A 14,170-nucleotide genomic window follows, 5' to 3' on the forward strand; every position below is an offset into this window, starting at 1 on the left:
CGGATCACCACCATCGTGACCAAAGCCAAGACCGGTACGCGCGCCGCGGACTGATCCCGCGCTCCGAGCCGCCGCAACCGACGCCAGCACGTCAGCGACGGTCGCCCGATGCACGAAAACGTCAAGGTTGCCAGCCGATCAAGGTCGCTGGCGCCGGCGGAACGGTCGGCGGACCCGGTTCGGGTCGATACGGGTCCCGCTTCCGATCACGTCCGGCGGTCCCTGGCCTTCCGGCGCGACGTGTGGTCGCCGAGCGCGGCGATGCCGGAGATGAACCGGGGGACTTCCACGGTGATGAACCTGTCGATATCGATCACCAGCAGGGCAGTGATGACGGTGGGCAACAACCAACGCGCGAGGGTCGAGCCCTGCTGCCACGCGATGACGAGGAACCACGCGTACGCGATGGTCTGCAGACCCAGTCCGGCTGCCGCGTTGCCGGACAGCGCCAAGGCGCCACCCAGCACGACGGCGATCGCGATCGCGAGCGTGGGCGCGTGTCCCGCGAACGCCAGCCCCAGGAGGACGGCGACACCCACGGCGCTGTCCACATGCAGATCCCACGCTCCAAGGCTTCCTTCAGTGCCCGCCCGGCGGGCGATGCGCCCGTCGAGCATGTCGGTGCACCACGCCCCGGCGAGCATCACGGCCGCGACATCGATGTGACCGCTGGCGATCGCGGGGACCAAGGCGATCGCGATCACCGCGCGCGTCGCCGTCAACGTGTCGGCGACACGCGCGAGGGCGGGGGATGATCGTGCCATCGCGGCTACCTCGTGCTCGGGCCCGCGCCATGTCAACCGGCAGGACGCGCTGCACGGCCGTGGGCACCTTGAGCCCGGCTCAGCCTACCGACAGATCGTCGTCATCGGGCGACTGCGAGTGGGCCGTGACATTGCCTGCGACCACTCCACCTCCGTCAGCAGCCGACTGCTGTGTCGAGGGCGTCGCAGACCTCGCGCATGCGTGTCGGGGTGAGGGTGGTGACGCGGTCGACGAGCATGGCCTTCCACGCCTCTCCGATGTTGTCGAGCGTCACCGCGCAGCGTGTCGGCATGCCGTCGTCGGTGTCGAGGACGACTTCGGTCGGGATGTCACGGATCACGCGCGTGATCGATGCGATGGTCACGCGTTTGAGTACACCGATCGCAGCGTCGCGGGTGAGCACGAGCACGGGGCGGCGACCCCACTCGGGATGTTCGATCCAGTAGACGCCGCCGCGGGTCACCACGGCTCGAGCCCTGCTTTGCGCTCCTCGTCGCTCAGCCGGCGTTGCTGGACGACGGTCAGGGCGCTCACGAGTGGCCCGAGGTCACCCCACTCATCGGCGTCGTACTCACCGGTCTGCGGCCTACGGGTGTAGCCGTCAACGATCTCACTGTCGATCGCGGTCTGCCTGTCGGTGGCGAGGTAGGCCTCGATCGCGTCGCGGATGATCTGTGACCGGGAGACGCCGGCACGGGCCGCGCGCTGGTCGAGCAGATCGAGCAACTGTTCGTTGAGTTGGACCATCGTCTGCGTTCTACTCATAGGACTAGGATAGCCCTATGATGACAACATCTCGCCGCGCGACGCAGCCTGTGCGGCTCGGCGCCTTGTTGTGTTGCTGGCCCCCGTCTACTGTGCGGTGATGCTCTCGCGACTGCTGTCGGTGACCTTCGATGCGCACGACGCCGCTCGCCTTGCGCAGTTCTGGGCCAACATGCTCGGCCGGGAGGTCGTCGAGGACACCGGCGGTGCGCTCCTGCCCGGCGAGGACGCCCAACTCAGCCTCCGGTTCGTCCCGGGCCGCGCGGAGAAGGTGGGGCCGAACCGCATGCACCTTCACCTGACCAGCGCCAGCCGCGCCGACCAGCAGCACACGGTGGCCACGGCGCTGGGGCTCGGCGCCGGCCACCTCGACGTCGGGCAGCGCCCCGAGGAGGGCCACGTCGTCCTGGCCGACCCCGAGGGCAACGAGTTCTGCGTGATCGAGCCGGACAACGCCTTCCTCGCCGGGTGCGGCCTTCTCGGGGAGCTCGCCTGCGACGGCACCCGGGAAGTCGGCCTCTTCTGGAGCGAGGCGCTGGGCTGGCCGCTGGTGTGGGACCAGAACCAGGAGACCGCGATCCAGTCACCGCTCGGCGGCACAAAGGTCGCGTGGGGAGGCCCGCCCGTGGCCCCAAGACAGGTGCGGAACCGGCAGCGCTTCGACCTCGCCCCGGCCGGTGGCGACCAGCAAGCGGAGGTCGACCGGCTGGTCGTTCTCGGGGCCACTCGGCTCGCGATGGGTGAGGACGGCGCCGTCGTGCTGGCCGATCCCGACGGCAACGAGTTCTGCGTGGGAGGGAACTGACCACCGGGTTGCCCAGTGGGTCAGGTCGGGACACCACCTCGGAACTAGTTGACATAAGGTGCATTATGGGCGATGCCTTGCGGGAGGCTCCTCCAGACTCGGTGGGTCACGTGACGCCCTCGGCGCGCGTCAGTTGAACGCCGCCAACCGGGACGGATCGGTGTGCACGTCGTGGAGCAGCTTGATCTGCTCCGCGGTGATGCGTCCGGTGGACAGCTCAGGCAGGTCATCGACCGGCCAGAACGTCGGCGCAGCGGTCTCCATGGTCGACGCGCGCAATGTCCCGCCGGTCGGTTCACAGGCGAACATCGCCTTGTAGGCGGCGTGTGCTGGGTGCGGATGGTTGAAGGTTCGGCGGTCGATCAGCGCAAGCAGGCGCACGGCACGGACCTCGAGTCCGGTCTCTTCGCGGAACTCCCGCTCGACGGCCTGCGCCGGTGTGTCGACGACGTCGGCCCACCCTCCGGACAGCGTCCATCGCATGCCGTCCAGGCGTTCCCGGACGAGGAGGACCGTGTCACCGTCGAACAGCGCTCCGCGCACGTCGACCTTGGGCGTGATGTGGCCGTCGTCCTGACCGAGCGCGACCGCGAAACTCCCCTTACCGAACGTACGTTCGTTCACGGCGGTCGCCGTCAGGGATCGTCGGACCCGTCGATGTCCGCGCGATCGCCGAGGTGCAGCAGCGTCACGCGGAGAAGGGCGATCAACTGCTGACGCTCGGCAGCGCGACGTAACCCAGGATCTCGCGCGCAGTGGCCAGGTGCGTGACGATAGACCTCGTCGACCAGTTCGAGACCGCGCGTCGTCAGTCGCACGTTGACCCGCCGCCGGGCGGATCCTCATCTGCCATCGCTCTCGCGACGGTGCTGGCTCCGATCTCATGGGCACGACCTACGTACGGTGACCGAGCTGCTGCCCGCTGCCATGCACACCCCGTTGAAGGGTGTGCACGCGGCTGGCGCGATCGCCACCCGGAGCCACTCCCCCACTGAGGGTTCAGGCCGGAACTGGTCAGGCGCTCGCCTCCGAGTCGGCCGCCGGCCCCGCACCGGTGTAGGCGGCGGTCGTGCGGTCGGCCGCTTCGCGCGCTGCCTGTGGGTCGGTGCCGGCGGCGACGCTGGCGTCGCGCCACAGCTCGCTGCTGCGCCCCATGAACCAGCGGCCTTCATCGGATGCCGCCCAGGCCGCGGCGGCATCCGGATCGACGGCGCTGCCCTCGGTGAGGTGCGTCGCCAGGCCCAGCAGCGCCGCGTCCCAGCCGACCCCGACTGCGCCGGGGCCGAACTCCGACCATCGGGTGTCGTCGACGTGGGCGACGTGCTCGAGCATCAACGTGGTGTGCCCGTCGGCCTCCTCTGTCAGTCGCACGTCGATCCAGCTCACGTCGCCACCGAACTCCCAGGTCGCGCTGAAGCGGTGCGGCGGGTCGCAGCTGCTGATCGTCCCGCTCGCATTGCCCTCGAGCTGGTAGTGGCCGCCCTCACGCAGGTCACCGCGGACCGGAAGGAACCAGCGTGGGATGCGTTCCGTGTTCGTGCACGCGTCCCAGACGTCGCCGACCTCGGCGCCATAGGTCTGCGTGATGGTGATCACGCGGGCTTCCCCCGCGGCGAGGGTGCGCGCGCCGACCGTGCGGTCGACCGCGTTGATCTGGTGCTTCACGTCGATCATGTCTGTCCCTTGTCATCGTCTGCCTGCTGAATGCGTCGCTGCCTGCGTCCGCGGGCCAGTTCGGTCGCAAGTGCGTTCAGGTGCGGTGTCCAGAAGCGGCGGAACCGGTCGAGCCACACATCCACGTCCTGCAGTGGCCCCGCGTCGAGCGTGTAGAGGCGCCGGGCGCCGTCCGGCCGCACGCGGGCGAACCCGCTGTCGCGCAGCACCTTCAGGTGCTGGGACACGGCCGGCTGCGAGATGCCGAACTCGCTGCTGATCGCGGTCACGACCTCCCCGGCGCTGGCCTCCCCGTCCGCGAGCAGCTCCAGGATCCGGCGTCGCACCGGGTCACCCAGGACGTCGAACGCGTGCATGGCTGCAAATTATAGAACCTTGCTTATATAAGTCAAGTCAAATATGCTGCGCAGTCTCGCCGGAGTGTCCGGCGTCTCCTATGCTCCAACGACGTCCGCGGCCGCAGTCGCAGCGGGCGGATCGAGGCAGCGTGGACACGGGTGACGCGGTCGCACAGGGCACGTTCGATCGCGCGGAGTACGCGGACGAGCTTGCGACCGCGGCGGGCAACCTCGACGTCGGCTCGACACTGTGGCATGCCGATGATCGGATCCGCGTGTGGGAGGTGCTGCTCGCGCCCGGCGAGCGGGGTCCGTTCCACGCCCACACCCGCAACTACTTCTGGACGGTGGTCTCGCCGGGACGCGGGCTGCAGCGCTTCGTCGACGGGACCTATGTGGTGCGCGACTACCACATGGGCGAGACGAAGGTGCTCGAGCACACGCCGCAGACCGCATTGATCCACGACCTCGAGAACGTCGGCACGACGCCACTGCGCTTCGTGACCGTCGAACTGCTCGACTGACCGCACCGAGGAGGAGCCGTGGGGTTCACCGTCGCCAACTTCAATCACGTCGCCGAAGGGCTGCAGGAAGATCAGTTCATGATCGGCGAGCGGAGCGAGATCGAGACACTCGATGATCTCGACCCGATCTACCGCCGGTTGCTGGACGAACCCGTGACCGCCGTGCTCGCCGTGACCCGGGACGACGGTCGGACCAGCCTGACGCCCGTGTGGATCGGTTACGACGGTGATCGTGTGCTGTTCAACCTCGCCACGCACCGTCGCAAGTGCGAGTGGTTGCGGGCCAACCCGCAGGTCACGGTGATGCTGATGAACCCGCAGAACCCCTATCACTGGATGAGCATGCGCGCGACGGTCAGCAACGAGGTGCGCGAGGACGATCCGGACGGCGAGCGGGCGACCCGCACGATCGACGAGGCGTGGATGAAGTACACCGGCAACGAGCCGCCGTACGGCCTACGCGATCCCTCGCGCGACGAGCGCCGCGTGCTGTTCGAGTGCACGGTCGACTCGGTGTCGACGTTCGGGTTGCCGTAGGGCGGGCGCGCCACATGGCGGCGGTGCGGTCGTGACGCTGCGCGTCCTCGTCGTCGGCGGCTCGATCGGCGGGTTGAGCACCGCGCTGCTGCTGGCGGACCTCGGGCTCGACGTCGAGGTGTTCGAGCGCGCCGACGCCGCGCTGCAGGCGCGTGGCGCGGGCATCGTCGTGCTCCCGATCACCGAGCGCTACCTGGTCGAGCGGGCACCCGACCGCGACCGTGTCAGCCTGGAGCTGCGCGACTGGACCTACATCGACCGTCAGGGACGGGTGCTCGCCAGCGACGCCGACCACTACCGGTTCGCGGGTTGGAGCTCGATCTACAGCGCGTTGCTCGACGCGTTCGACCGCGAGCGGTACCACCTCGACGCGGCGATGGTCGACCTCGACCGCGATGACGACGGCGCCACCGTGCATCTGCACGACGGGCGCACGGTGACCGGTGACCTGCTGGTCGCCGCCGACGGCATCGGGTCGACGGCGCGCACGCTGCTCCTGCCCGACGTCGGACCCATGTACGCCGGCTACGTCGCGTGGCGCGGCGTGATCGACGAGGCGCAGCTGAGCGCGGGCGCACGCGAGCAACTGGCGGACGCGATGCTGTACCAGATCCTCGACGACGGCCACATCCTCGCCTACGCGATCCCCCGAGCCGACGGCGCGACCGCACCGGGCCAGCGCACGATCAATGTCGTCTGGTACCGCAACTACGCGGCAGGCGCGGAGCTGGACGATCTGATGACCGGCCGCGACGGGCGCCGGTGGGCAACGACCGTCCCTCCGGGTCAGATCCGCGACGACCACCTGGCGGAGATGCGCACGCGCGCGGACACGGCTCTCGCGCCGACGTTCGCCGAGCTGATGACCTCGTGTCACCGGCCGATGATCCAGGCGATCGCCGACCTCGAGGTCCCGAAGATGGTGTTCGGGCGCGTGTGCCTGCTCGGCGACGCCGCCTTCGGCCTCCGGCCCCATCTGGCAGCCGGACAGGCCAAGGCGTGTGCCGACGCATGGGCGCTGCACGATGCGCTGCGGGACGCCGACCTCGACGTCGACACGGCATTGGCGCGGTGGCAGCGCAGCCAGCTGGCGCTCGGACGGTCCGCGGTCGAGCGGACGCGGCGCATGGGTGTTCGATCACAGTTCGAGCACACGATGGTCCCGGGCGACCCGACGTGGAAGTTCGGACTGTGGCGGCCCGGGGTTTGATGGCCCGGTGACCACACTGACGGTTCCCGGCGTGGTCCGGGCGACAGGTGCCCGTGACGAGCGCGGACACGACGCGGCCACCTCAGAGCCAGACGCTGACGGCATCCAGCGGCTTGCGGGCGATGTCGGGCACGACGGCGTCGCGGGCGGGGTAGCCGACCGGCATCAGCAGGAACGCCTGCTCGTTGGACGGCCGGTCCAGCAGAGCCGACAGGAAGCCCATCGGGCTGGGTGTGTGCGGCAGGGTCGCGAGACCCATGTGATGGATCGCCGCGATGAACATGCCGGCGGCGATGCCGCAGCTCTCGGCGGTGTAGTAGTAGGCGCGGCGGCTGCCGTCGGCGGCGACGCCGTGGCGGTGGCGGAACAGCACGACGACGTAGGGCGCGTCGGTGATGTGGCGCTTCACCGCGTCTGTGCCGAGGGGTGCGAGCGCCTCGAGCCACGCCGTCGGCGCGCGGCGCTCGTAGAACTCGCGCTCCTCCGCCTCGGCCGCCTCGCGGATGCGCGCCTTGCGGTCGGCGTCGGCGACCACGACGAACGTCCACGGCTGCATGTGCGCGCCCGACGGCGCCGTGCTCGCCGTGCGGATCGCATCGGCGATCACATCCCGCGGCACCGGCTCGGTCGAGAACTGCCGGACCGAGCGGCGACGGTCCATCTGCGTGTGCCAGGTGCGAGCGCGCTCGCGCATGTGCTCCTCGTCGTAGCGCTGGAAGTCGAGTGGCCGCGGCTGGTAACTCGATCCCATCGATCCGGTCTCCTCGGCAGCGCTGTCCGGACGATGCACGATACGCAGTCGGCACCGCCGAGGACGACCTCGGAGTCGATCCCACCGGACCGCACCATCCGCACACGCGCGCCCATATCGTTATTGAGATATCGTTGATGTCATGAGTCTGTCACCGACGATCGCGTCCGTCGCCGTGCTGTCGGACATCCATGGCGTGCTGGCGGCACTCGAGGCGGTGCTCACCGAGCCGGCGGTCACCGCCGCCGACCGCATCGTCCTCACGGGCGACATCGCCGCCGGTCCGCAGCCGGTCGCCGTGCTCGACCGGTTGCACGAGTTGGGTGACCGCGTGGTATGGGTACGCGGCAACGCCGACCGGGAACTCGTTGCGCTGGCGCGTGGCGGTGACACGACGATCCCCGACCCGATCGCGCCGTGGGCGGCTCGCCAGCTGTCGGACAGGCACGTCGAACGGCTGGCATCGCTCCCCCACCCGGTGACGCTGGACCTCGCAGGCTTCGGGCCGGTGCTGTTCTGCCACGGCACGCCACGCGACGACGAGGAGGTCGTGCTGGTCGACACCCGCCTGGAGCGGTGGGCCGAAGTCCTGTCCACCGTCGACCCGTCGGTCTCAACGATCGTCTGCGGCCACACGCACATGCCGTTCCAGCGTCTGGCGCACCGGCGCCTGATCGTGAACCCGGGCAGCGTCGGCATGCCCTACGGTCGCGCCGGCGCGCACTGGGCACTGCTGCGCGACGGCGTGGTCCAACTGCGGACGACGACCTACGACGTCGAGTCCGCGTGCGCGGACATCGTCGCGACCAGCTATCCCGATGCGGCGAGCTGGGCCGATTTCTTCATCCGCTCCCCGGCGAGTGACGCGCAGGCGCTGGCCACGTTCGCGCCGCGGGACGGGCGCGTCCTCGTCGATGAGGGCGGGTGACGGCCATGGCAGGCACCGATGATGCCCGATCGTCGGCCTTTCCCGGGTTCGATCAGCTCCGCGACGACCTCGGCGAGGTGATCGACGACCTCGCCGTCCGGCGGCGCGCCGCCGGGCTGTCCCAGACCGAGGTCGCGGCCAGGATGGGGACGTCACAGTCCGCGGTCGCACGTCTCGAGGCGGGCCGTGGCGACGTCCGGGTCTCCACGCTCGAGCGGTACGCCCAGGCGCTCGGGCTCACGATGCGCTTCGGCGTGGGTCCACTCGACCAGGAGAGCGACGCATGACACCCGGTGACCCGCCACCCGAGATCCCACCGCCGGGATGGCCGATACACCCGCAGCGGATCCCGGATGATCCGCAACCGGTCATCGTTCCATCCGTGCCCGCGCACGCCGTGGTGTGGCCGGACGACCCGGTCGTGCAGTTGCGCGCCGATCGTCGCCTGCTGCTGACGGGGATCCTGGATCAGGAGACCGCCGATCGGCTGTGCGCCGAACTGATGCTCGCCGACGGCCGGTCGGCCGACCCGATCGAGTTGATCATCAACAGTCCCGGCGGTGCGGTCGACGCCGTGCCAGCGGTCCTCGACGTCATCGGACTGCTGCGCGCGCCGCTGACCACCCGCTGCATCGGGGCGGCCGGCGGAACCGCGGCCATCGTGCTGGCCTCCGGGACGGCGGGGCGATCGGCGACGCCGCGGGCGACGATCAGCCTCCGCCTCGACGGCAGCTACGCGATCGACGGCCGTGGTGACGACGTGCGCCGCGCCGCGGCGCACGTCGAGCAGCTCTGGCAGCGCATGGCCGAGCACGTCGCTGAGGTGTCCGCCATGACCGTCGACGAGGCCGCGTCGGCGCTGCGCGACGGCAGCCCGCTGTCGGCGACCCGCGCCCGCATCATCGGCCTGATCGACTCCATCGCGCGACATTGACCACTCGACAGCGGTACCACCCCCCTCGCACCGCAGTCGGCGGGAGGGCTCCGCGCAGTGGTTGTGCACGCGGAGCGTCAGGATCAGTCGAACGTGACCGTGACGTCACTCTCCTCGGTGCCGCGCAGGATCCGCAGCGTGAGCGTGTCGGCGTGACCGCCCAGGGCGCCGTACAGCACGTCGACGCTGTCGACGACCGTACCGTCGATCGCCACGATCAGGTCGCCGCGACGCAGCCCGGCGGCCGACGCCGGCGTGTCGTCGAACACCTCCTGGACGAGCAATCCGTCGCGCTCGGGCAGTCCGACGGCGCCGCGCAGGCGACGGGCGACGTGCGGTGGGGCGAGCGCGACACCGAGGCGTCGCTGACGAGGTGACTGACCCGCCGCGAGCGTGTCGATCCGTTGGCGCAGCGTGTCGTCGGCGGGTACCGCCAGATAGAAGCCCTCGCCCAGCCGATGCGTGTTGATGCCGAGCAACGCACCGGACCCGTCGACCACCGGCCCGCCCGACGCGCCCCGGGCCAACGGTGCCGTGTGCTCGAACGCGCCGGTGATCGGCCGGTTGCGCGGACCGCGGAACCGCCGGTCGACCGACGCGACCGTGCCGAACGTCACGCGCGTGGCGCCGTCCGACCGGGCGCGGGACAGACCGAACACCGACGCACCCAGGGACGGTGTCGCTGCGGTCCATTCGACGGGCGCGATGTCGCCCGTGTCGACGTGGATGACGGCCAGGTCGCTGTCCGCGTCGGCCGCGGCCACGGTGCCCTCGACGCGCGTGCCGTCGTGAAGCCGGATGCCGACCGACTCGGATCGCAGGTTGTGGGCGTTCGTGACGACACGGCCGTCGGCGACGACGATGCCGGATCCGGCGCCGCGACGCCGGCCGCCGACGCCCACGACCGCGGGGCCGACGCGCGCGGCGATGTCGGAGAGCACCTCTGACAGGTCGGTGAGCGTCGTCATGTCAGCATCTCCTCTGCCTGCGGAAAGTAACTTGCTACTTGCAACAGACTACCTAACCCGGCACCGGCGGCAACCCATTCGTTCGGCTCGCGGGTAGCATGCGGTTCGTGAGCACCGCCGACACCTCGCCCCTGGTCCACGCCGCCGAGCGCGTGGGTGACCGCTGGGTGCTGCTCGTCATCGAGGCACTGCTCGAGGGTCCCCGAAGGTTCGGCGAACTGCAGGAGCACGTCGAGGGCATCGCGCCCAACATCCTGTCGAGCCGGCTCAAGCAGCTCGAGCGCCACCGCGTGGTGATCGCCCAGCCGTACCAGCAGCGGCCACCGCGGTACGCCTACGAACTGACGGCCAGCGGGTATGCGCTGGCGGGCGCACTGCGCCTGCTGGCGCAGTGGGGTGCGGCCGAGGGTGACGGCGAGCCGGTGCGCCATCGCGCCTGCGGCACGGTCGCGGAAGCGCGCTGGTACTGCCCGACGTGCTCGGCGATATTGACCGACGGCGAGACCGACGAGAGCTTCGTGGTCTGACGACGGCCATGAGCGATTCTGCGGGAGCCATCTCCGCCATCCACCGCTAGCTTGTTGATTGCAAGTGACGAGCGAAGGTGGCTGCAAGATGGACGATGTGACAACGGTGGTGCTGCCGCTGCTGCCGCTGCCCGATGGCGTGGTCGCGCCGCAGATGGTCGTCAACATGGTGGCCGACAGCGCCCTGGCACGCCGAGCGGTCGACGCCGCCCGCGCCGGCGACGGGCGGCTGGTCCTGGTGCCACAGGTGGACGGGCGGTACGCGGCCATCGGCACGATCGGCATGGTCGAGCAGGACGAACAGGCCGCGGACGGCACGCGTGCCGTGCTCGTGCGGGGCATCGAGCGGGCGCGCATCGGCGCGGGCAGCGACGACGGCAGCGGCCTGCGTGTGACGATCGAGCCCGTGTCGGCGATCAACAGCGACCCCGCCCGAACGGCGGAGCTCGCGCGCGAGTACCGCGCGGTGCTCGGCGAGATCCTGCGGCGCCGCCGCGCCCGCGGCGTCGCCGCCGCGGTCGACGGCATCGCTGATCCCGGCACGCTGGCCGACACGGCGCTGTACTCTCCCGACCTGTCCGCGGAGCACAAGGTCGAGGTGCTCGAGACGCTCGACGTCACCGCGCGGTTGGAGATGGTGCTGGGCTGGGCACGGGAGACGCTCGCCGACCTGACCGTCAGCGACGACGTCCGCAAGCGCGCCAGCGAACAGATCGACAAGACCCAGCGCGAAGCCATCCTGCGCCAGCAGTTGGCCGCGATCCGTGCCGAGCTCGGCGAGGACGACGACGGCGACCTCATCGCCGAGTACGAGCAGAAGATCGCCGACGCCGACATGCCCGACGACGTGCGCGAGTTCGCCGGCAAGGAACTGCGCCGCATGGACCGCATGGGTGAGCAGAACCCCGAGCACGGCTGGATCCGTACGTGGCTCGACCGCATCCTCGAGCTGCCGTGGGGCGCGCGCACCGATGACAACCTGGACCTGACCGCGGCCCGCGAGGTGCTCGACGAGGACCACACCTACCTCGACGACATCAAGGACCGTCTGATCGAGTTCCTCGCGGTGCGCAAGCTGCGTACCGAACGCGACCTCGGGCCGGAGACCGGACGCGGCACAGGTGCGATCCTGGCGCTCGTCGGTCCGCCGGGTACGGGCAAGACATCCCTCGGCGAGTCGGTCGCGAGGGCCCTGGGACGGAAGTTCGTCCGCGTCGCGCTGGGCGGTGTGCGCGACGAGGCCGAGATCCGCGGCCACCGCCGCACGTATGTCGGTGCCCAGCCGGGCCGCATCGCGCGCGCTCTGGCCGAGGCCGGCACCGCCAATCCGGTGATTCTGCTCGACGAGATCGACAAGGTCGCCAGCGACTGGCGCGGTGACCCCAGCGCGGCACTGCTGGAGGTGCTCGACCCGGAGCAGAACCACACGTTCCGCGACCACTACCTCGAGGTCGACCTCGACCTGTCCGAGGTGCTGTTCATCGCGACGGGCAACGTGGTCGACACCATCCCGGGACCGCTGCTGGACCGCATGGAGGTCGTGCGCGTCGACGGCTACAGCGACAACGAGAAGGTGGCGATCGCCCGCAACCACCTGCTGCCGCGCCAGCAGCAGCGTGCCGGTCTGCGCGCCGACGAACTGGAAATGACCGACGAGGCGCTGGTCGCGATCGCCGACGGCTACACGCGCGAAGCGGGGGTCCGCAGCCTCGAACGCCAGCTGGGCAAGCTGATCCGGAAGGTGGTCACCCGCCTCACGACGGGTGAGGCCACGGAGCCGGTCACGATCGACGCCGACCAGATCACCGACCTGCTCGGACGCCCCACCGTGCACCACGAGCAGGTCGCCGAACGCACCAGCGTGCCCGGCGTCGCCACGGGTCTGGCCGTCACCGGGATGGGCGGCGACGTGCTGTTCATCGAGGCGAACCGCACCAACGGCGAACCGGGGTTGACCATCACCGGTCAGCTCGGCGATGTGATGCGTGAATCGGCCGAGATCGCGTTGTCGTACGTGCGGGCCAATGCGGCGGTACTGGGACTCGGCGACGACGTGCTCGACAGCACGCGCATCCATCTGCACGTTCCCGCCGGCGCCATCCCCAAGGACGGCCCGTCGGCGGGCATCACAATGACGACCGCGCTGGTGAGCCTCTTGCTCGGACAGCCGGTCGCACACGACGTCGGGATGACCGGCGAGATCACGCTCCAGGGCCTGGTGCTGCCCATCGGCGGCGTCAAGCAGAAGCTGTTGGCCGCCCACCGCGCCGGTCTACGCCGCGTGGTGCTGCCGAAGCGCAACGCCGACGATCTGGACGACGTGCCCGAGCACGTCCGCGAGGATCTCGACATCACGCTGGCCGAGCGTTACGACCAGGTGCTCGCGGCCGCGCTGCCGAGCGTCGGGGTCCCCGCGGCCGCCTGACCCGCGCAGTGGCAGCCGGCGCCGTTGTCCGGCGTCAGCTGCCACGCACCAGCGGCGCGTGGCAGCCCGCACCTGGGACGGTCGTCGTCGTCGCGGCACTCTGGCAGCCGCCGCGGCTCGCCCTCCGTCGGCGTCCGGCGAGCACGCTGCCGAGAACGCGCCCCACCTCGCGTAGGCGATCGAGCAGGCCCCGCTGCCCGCGCCCGTCATCCGCTCCTCCGATCATCCGCTGGTCGCCTGGGGCCGAAGCGGACGTCGACCCCGGGCGAGTAGAGCACGCTGTCAGGCGGACGCCCCGCAAGCTCACCGAATCCGGCGGCCGCGAGCAACTCGTCGTCGAGGTCGCGCAGGGTCGCGGCGTGCAACGGCCAGCGGCCGTGCTCGTTCGGCCAGAACAGTGTGCGCGAGCCGCGGGCCTGTGCGTGCAGGCCCCATCGCGCGGTCAGGAAGTGCTCCAGTGGGCCCGGATCGATCCGCGATCCGATCTCCACCGCGATGCGCGAGCCCGCGCCCACCGGACCCGGCCACCGCCGGCGGCACGTGTAGGTGGCGACGGCACCGCGTCGGCGGTATCGCATCCTCGACCACAGGTACGGCAGCCCGACGGCGCGTGCGACGAGCACCGGGGCGAGACGCGAGGCGTCCAACGACACGAACACGACCCCTCGGCGCCCGGCGGCGTCGACCGAGTACAGCCTGACGTTGGTTTCGCAGAACGAACCGTGGTACGGGACGACGGGACCGCCGAGGATGCCGATGCCCTGCATCCAGAACGGGATCAGACCGACATAGGTCCGCCCGTCGATGACGTCGGGGCGCACGCCCGGCGGCAGGTGCCCGGCCAGCCGGTCCGGCTCGACGGCCCAGTGCAGGAACGTCAGTCGCGCCCACGTCTGGGTGAACACGGTGCGTCCGACGTCACGTGGGGGGTCGGGTGTGATCGGCTCGACGGGCACCAGCGCAGCCTAGCGGTCACCCACCGGCGGTCCCCGCGCACCACCGGATGAGCGTGACGGCGA

Annotated in this window: 19 protein-coding genes; 9 read left to right on the plus strand and 10 right to left on the minus strand. The window is 70.4% G+C overall.

The features are described 5' to 3' along the window. Nucleotides 1-206: 206 nt before the first annotated feature. From VFZ70_16500 to VFZ70_16510, 3 genes are all read right to left on the minus strand, one after another. A complete protein-coding gene (locus VFZ70_16500) occupies nt 207-764 on the minus strand; it encodes a CDP-alcohol phosphatidyltransferase family protein (protein HEX6257411.1) in 558 nt (185 codons plus the stop codon). Between the two features lie 155 nt (nt 765-919). Further along, nucleotides 920-1,231 (minus strand): type II toxin-antitoxin system PemK/MazF family toxin, encoded by a 312-nt coding sequence (locus tag VFZ70_16505; GenBank protein HEX6257412.1) that lies wholly within the window; start codon nt 1,229-1,231, stop codon nt 920-922. Beyond that, nucleotides 1,225-1,530: a CopG family transcriptional regulator gene (locus tag VFZ70_16510; protein HEX6257413.1), complete on the minus strand. Its 306-nt coding sequence runs from the start codon at nt 1,528-1,530 to the stop codon at nt 1,225-1,227. The genes VFZ70_16505 and VFZ70_16510 overlap by 7 nt, the downstream gene beginning before the upstream one ends. 100 nt (nt 1,531-1,630) lie before the next feature. Here VFZ70_16510 and VFZ70_16515 point away from each other — a divergent pair, with 100 nt between their 5' ends. Beyond that, complete coding sequence (locus VFZ70_16515; GenBank protein HEX6257414.1) at nt 1,631-2,335, plus strand: VOC family protein; 705 nt, start codon at nt 1,631-1,633, stop codon at nt 2,333-2,335. Nucleotides 2,336-2,464: 129 nt separating this feature from the next. On the opposite strand, the gene VFZ70_16520 is transcribed toward VFZ70_16515, so the two are convergent. From VFZ70_16520 to VFZ70_16535, 4 genes are all read right to left on the minus strand, one after another. After that, a complete protein-coding gene (locus tag VFZ70_16520) occupies nt 2,465-2,959 on the minus strand; it encodes an NUDIX domain-containing protein (protein ID HEX6257415.1) in 495 nt (164 codons plus the stop codon). Nucleotides 2,960-2,970: 11 nt separating this feature from the next. After that, complete coding sequence (locus VFZ70_16525) at nt 2,971-3,153, minus strand: hypothetical protein (protein HEX6257416.1); 183 nt, start codon at nt 3,151-3,153, stop codon at nt 2,971-2,973. 196 nt (nt 3,154-3,349) lie between these two features. Beyond that, on the minus strand, nt 3,350-4,009 hold the full coding sequence (locus tag VFZ70_16530) for an SRPBCC family protein (protein HEX6257417.1): 660 nt from the start codon (nt 4,007-4,009) through the stop codon (nt 3,350-3,352). Then, nucleotides 4,006-4,365, minus strand: coding sequence for a metalloregulator ArsR/SmtB family transcription factor (locus VFZ70_16535; GenBank protein ID HEX6257418.1), 360 nt, complete (start codon nt 4,363-4,365; stop codon nt 4,006-4,008). Before VFZ70_16535 ends, VFZ70_16530 begins: the two co-directional genes overlap by 4 nt. A 131-nt stretch (nt 4,366-4,496) precedes the next feature. On the opposite strand from VFZ70_16535, the gene VFZ70_16540 reads away from it, so the two are divergent. Genes VFZ70_16540 through VFZ70_16550 form a run of 3 tightly spaced genes read left to right on the plus strand, consistent with a single transcriptional unit; the run spans nt 4,497 to nt 6,618 of the window. Further along, nucleotides 4,497-4,871: a hypothetical protein gene (locus VFZ70_16540; protein ID HEX6257419.1), complete on the plus strand. Its 375-nt coding sequence runs from the start codon at nt 4,497-4,499 to the stop codon at nt 4,869-4,871. An 18-nt stretch (nt 4,872-4,889) separates the two neighbouring features. Then, complete coding sequence (locus tag VFZ70_16545) at nt 4,890-5,408, plus strand: TIGR03618 family F420-dependent PPOX class oxidoreductase (protein ID HEX6257420.1); 519 nt, start codon at nt 4,890-4,892, stop codon at nt 5,406-5,408. A 31-nt stretch (nt 5,409-5,439) separates the two neighbouring features. Then, nucleotides 5,440-6,618: a hypothetical protein gene (locus VFZ70_16550; GenBank protein HEX6257421.1), complete on the plus strand. Its 1,179-nt coding sequence runs from the start codon at nt 5,440-5,442 to the stop codon at nt 6,616-6,618. An 82-nt stretch (nt 6,619-6,700) separates the two neighbouring features. Here VFZ70_16550 and VFZ70_16555 read toward each other — a convergent pair whose 3' ends face one another. Continuing rightward, nucleotides 6,701-7,369: a nitroreductase family protein gene (locus VFZ70_16555; GenBank protein ID HEX6257422.1), complete on the minus strand. Its 669-nt coding sequence runs from the start codon at nt 7,367-7,369 to the stop codon at nt 6,701-6,703. Nucleotides 7,370-7,511: 142 nt separating this feature from the next. Here VFZ70_16555 and VFZ70_16560 point away from each other — a divergent pair, with 142 nt between their 5' ends. The 3 genes from VFZ70_16560 to VFZ70_16570 are packed head-to-tail and all read left to right on the plus strand — an operon-like array spanning nt 7,512 to nt 9,231. Continuing rightward, entirely contained in the window at nt 7,512-8,297 is a 786-nt protein-coding gene (locus VFZ70_16560; GenBank protein ID HEX6257423.1) for a metallophosphoesterase family protein, read from the plus strand. 5 nt (nt 8,298-8,302) lie between these two features. Continuing rightward, nucleotides 8,303-8,584 (plus strand): helix-turn-helix transcriptional regulator, encoded by a 282-nt coding sequence (locus VFZ70_16565; GenBank protein ID HEX6257424.1) that lies wholly within the window; start codon nt 8,303-8,305, stop codon nt 8,582-8,584. Then, nucleotides 8,581-9,231: an ATP-dependent Clp protease proteolytic subunit gene (locus VFZ70_16570; protein HEX6257425.1), complete on the plus strand. Its 651-nt coding sequence runs from the start codon at nt 8,581-8,583 to the stop codon at nt 9,229-9,231. The genes VFZ70_16565 and VFZ70_16570 overlap by 4 nt, the downstream gene beginning before the upstream one ends. 83 nt (nt 9,232-9,314) lie before the next feature. Here VFZ70_16570 and VFZ70_16575 read toward each other — a convergent pair whose 3' ends face one another. Continuing rightward, complete coding sequence (locus tag VFZ70_16575; GenBank protein ID HEX6257426.1) at nt 9,315-10,199, minus strand: S1C family serine protease; 885 nt, start codon at nt 10,197-10,199, stop codon at nt 9,315-9,317. 107 nt (nt 10,200-10,306) lie between these two features. Here VFZ70_16575 and VFZ70_16580 point away from each other — a divergent pair, with 107 nt between their 5' ends. Continuing rightward, on the plus strand, nt 10,307-10,726 hold the full coding sequence (locus VFZ70_16580) for a helix-turn-helix domain-containing protein (protein ID HEX6257427.1): 420 nt from the start codon (nt 10,307-10,309) through the stop codon (nt 10,724-10,726). A gap of 88 nt (nt 10,727-10,814) precedes the next feature. Beyond that, the gene (lon, locus tag VFZ70_16585; protein ID HEX6257428.1) at nt 10,815-13,151 is read left to right on the plus strand and encodes an endopeptidase La; all 2,337 of its coding nucleotides are present in this window, start codon (nt 10,815-10,817) and stop codon (nt 13,149-13,151) included. A gap of 206 nt (nt 13,152-13,357) precedes the next feature. Here the strand turns inward: lon and VFZ70_16590 are convergent, their stop codons facing one another. Then, nucleotides 13,358-14,107: a DUF2071 domain-containing protein gene (locus tag VFZ70_16590; protein HEX6257429.1), complete on the minus strand. Its 750-nt coding sequence runs from the start codon at nt 14,105-14,107 to the stop codon at nt 13,358-13,360. Nucleotides 14,108-14,170: the final 63 nt, after the last annotated feature.

The organism is Euzebyales bacterium, assembly GCA_036374135.1.
Taxonomy (GTDB): Bacteria; Actinomycetota; Nitriliruptoria; order Euzebyales; family JAHELV01; genus JAHELV01.

Excerpts from the sequence above, each read along its gene's own strand:
- VFZ70_16575 (HEX6257426.1), bottom strand. The coding sequence starts at position 10,199 with ATGACGACGCTCACCGACCTGTCAGAGGTGCTCTCCGACATCGCCGCG.
- VFZ70_16535 (HEX6257418.1), bottom strand. The coding sequence starts at position 4,365 with ATGCACGCGTTCGACGTCCTGGGTGACCCGGTGCGACGCCGGATCCTG.
- lon (HEX6257428.1), top strand. The coding sequence starts at position 10,815 with ATGGACGATGTGACAACGGTGGTGCTGCCGCTGCTGCCGCTGCCCGAT.
- VFZ70_16565 (HEX6257424.1), top strand. The coding sequence starts at position 8,303 with ATGGCAGGCACCGATGATGCCCGATCGTCGGCCTTTCCCGGGTTCGAT.
- VFZ70_16570 (HEX6257425.1), top strand. The coding sequence starts at position 8,581 with ATGACACCCGGTGACCCGCCACCCGAGATCCCACCGCCGGGATGGCCG.
- VFZ70_16515 (HEX6257414.1), top strand. The coding sequence starts at position 1,631 with ATGCTCTCGCGACTGCTGTCGGTGACCTTCGATGCGCACGACGCCGCT.
- VFZ70_16555 (HEX6257422.1), bottom strand. The coding sequence starts at position 7,369 with ATGGGATCGAGTTACCAGCCGCGGCCACTCGACTTCCAGCGCTACGAC.
- VFZ70_16560 (HEX6257423.1), top strand. The coding sequence starts at position 7,512 with ATGAGTCTGTCACCGACGATCGCGTCCGTCGCCGTGCTGTCGGACATC.
- VFZ70_16500 (HEX6257411.1), bottom strand. The coding sequence starts at position 764 with ATGGCACGATCATCCCCCGCCCTCGCGCGTGTCGCCGACACGTTGACG.
- VFZ70_16530 (HEX6257417.1), bottom strand. The coding sequence starts at position 4,009 with ATGATCGACGTGAAGCACCAGATCAACGCGGTCGACCGCACGGTCGGC.
- VFZ70_16510 (HEX6257413.1), bottom strand. The coding sequence starts at position 1,530 with ATGAGTAGAACGCAGACGATGGTCCAACTCAACGAACAGTTGCTCGAT.